Source organism: Thiolapillus sp. (genome assembly GCF_048562965.1).
In the GTDB taxonomy this organism is placed as follows: domain Bacteria; phylum Pseudomonadota; class Gammaproteobacteria; order Chromatiales; family Chromatiaceae; genus Thiolapillus; species Thiolapillus brandeum_A.
The window spans coordinates 1-2369 of record NZ_JBHNMF010000502.1 but is presented as its reverse complement, the minus strand read 5'-3'; the positions used below and the strand labels follow the sequence as shown (position 1 = coordinate 2369).

2 protein-coding genes are annotated in these 2369 nt (G+C 55.0%); both read right to left on the bottom strand.

The annotated features are described in order from the left end of the window. Window positions 1-156: 156 nt before the first annotated feature. Complete coding sequence (locus tag ACOCD2_RS16930; RefSeq protein WP_293702144.1) at window positions 157-576, bottom strand: hypothetical protein; 420 nt, start codon at window positions 574-576, stop codon at window positions 157-159. Continuing rightward, window positions 569-2185, bottom strand: coding sequence for a cation:proton antiporter family protein (locus ACOCD2_RS16925; RefSeq protein WP_293649770.1), 1617 nt, complete (start codon window positions 2183-2185; stop codon window positions 569-571). The genes ACOCD2_RS16930 and ACOCD2_RS16925 overlap by 8 nt, the downstream gene beginning before the upstream one ends. Window positions 2186-2369 lie beyond the last annotated feature (184 nt).

Here is a 2369-nt window from a genome sequence, read left to right as displayed (position 1 = left end):
ATAAATTATTTGGATGAGCACATGGCAAATTGGAGTTGCATGTAAACAGAGTATCTACGGATACGGGTTTTTCCATCATCAGGGGTGTATCCAGCGGATTCATGGGAGTTAATAATGCAGCCACTGGCGTCCACGGACGGACGCCCCGCCAGTCGGTCAGCCCTGCTCTTCATCACGCATACGCTGACAGAGGGTACGTTCGTCCGGGTCCTCTACCGCATCAACGATCGCATTGACCACATCCCCGAACTCCACCGGCGTCAGGACACCCATGATTTTCGCCAGCAGTGCAGGATCGACTTTGGCATAGACCGTGTCGCCGTCTTTCAGGTTCACTACCACGCCCGCCGTGTGATAGCCCTCGTCCTGTTCCTCGTCAAAAAGCTGCTGATTCAGATCCATGAGCCGGTCATAACGTTCCTCGATCTTTTCGGACAAAGCATCGTCGAGGTCTTCAGGCAACCGTGCCTCCCAGCAATCCTCTTCGATTTCGGTTTCAGGCTGCAGACCCAGTTCCTTCAGATAAGCCACAAACTGATCGAAGGGCTGAGAATGAAAAAAGACATATTCAAGCATTTTCACTTACCTGCTGTTTCTCATCCACCAGGCAGCGGCCACTGGCGGACAATTGCTGACGCACGTGTTCCGCAAAACCCGCACCTGCTTCTTCATAGAAATTGAACACTGCATCCACACCGTCTTTTTCCAGCGCCACACGGTCATCTTCGTAGCGTGTCACCGCTGCAATCAAGCCGGGATAACCCACCAGTCCCAGCAGTTTGACAGTCTGGCGCATATCCTTGAGCGTGGGCATGGCCAGCATCACTAGGCGCAGGTTCTTGATATCCACCCCCTGCCAGAAATCCAGATCCTCGGCATCCCCCAGTATCACGTTGTTTCCTCTTTCCTGATGCCAGTGGATGGCATTCTGGTTGGCATCGATGCCGATCACCTTGTCGCCAAACACCTCACGCATGGTGGAATAGGCGCCCGTACCCACTCGTCCCATACCGGCAATCAGTATTTCCGCGCCGCCCAGATCCGGGGGTACATCCACCGGCAGGAGGGTTTTTGACTGAAAACGGTACAAGCGGGACTCCAGCTTCACATAAAATCCGTGCGCATAGGAATTGACGATGGCGGCAATCACAAAACTGAAAGTCAGTGCCAGCGCAATGATAACCAGCCATTCCTGCTGCAGCCATCCTGCCCCGACGGCCATCGCACTGACGATCAGTCCGAATTCACTGTAACTCGACAGTTCCATACTGCTCAGAAAAGAGGTTCTGGCCCGCAGCCGGAAACGCGTGAGAACAAAAAACCACAGCAGGGACTTCAGCGGCAGTATCAGCACAGTCAGAAGCACGGCAATCAGGACATCATCCGCTTCGGGAAAGGTCGCGATGCCAATCTGCAGAAAAAATCCCACCAGGAAGAGATCCTTGAAGCGCAGCAGTGAGCGTGCCAGCTCATTGGTCTTGGGCTGACCACCCAGCAGTGCACCGAAAACCAGGGCACCGAGGCCGTCTTTCATGCCCGTCAGGGTAAACAGCTCTCCCCCGCCGATGGCCATGACCAGGCCAAACAGCACAAGCAGCTCACCATGGCCGGCATGTTCCAGGATCTTGTTGAGCACGGGCCGCAGCAACGGCAGCAGCAGCAGAGCCAAGGCCCAGAGGCCGGGCATCTTTCCCGTCGCCGCAGCCAGAAAGATCACGGCAATGATATCCTGTATGACCAGAATACCGATGCTGACCTGGCCATGGCGGGTTTTCATCTCTCCCCGGTCTTCCAGGATCTTCACTGCAAACACCGTGCTACTGAAGCTAAGAGCGAAGGCAATCACCGCCGCCGATTTCCAGTCCAGCCCGCCGAACCAGGCCAGGCCCACTACACCGCCGAGGATGATGAAGCCGCTCACGAAGAGCACAGTGAGCGTCATGTGAACGCAGGCCGAGCCCCACACTTCCGGCACCAGCAGGTTGCGCAGGCGCAGTTTCAGACCGATGGTGAACAGCAGCAGCAACACACCCAGATCGGCCATTTCCTGCAGGAATTCACCACCTTGCACACCCAGGGCATGCAGCGCAAAACCGGCCAGGAGAAAGCCCACCAGCGGTGGCAAATACACCTGTCTGGCAAGCAATCCCAGTATGAGCGCGATCAACAACCAGAGTGGATCCAAAACAGCATTCCTGTAGTCAAAGCCAGACAACATAGTGCCATCGGGAAAAATCCACAAGCCTTTGACCGCGATCAAGACACGCGACATGGACTGGTAGCATAATATAAATGTAGTAGAAACATTAACGTAACTACTCACCCCTATCAGCATAGAGCTGTCCCGAAAAGGCCATTTGAATGGCGAC

What these genes read in the sequence shown, in the direction of transcription:
- ACOCD2_RS16930 (WP_293702144.1), bottom strand. Translation starts at nt 576, where the DNA reads ATGCTTGAATATGTCTTTTTTCATTCTCAGCCCTTCGATCAGTTTGTG.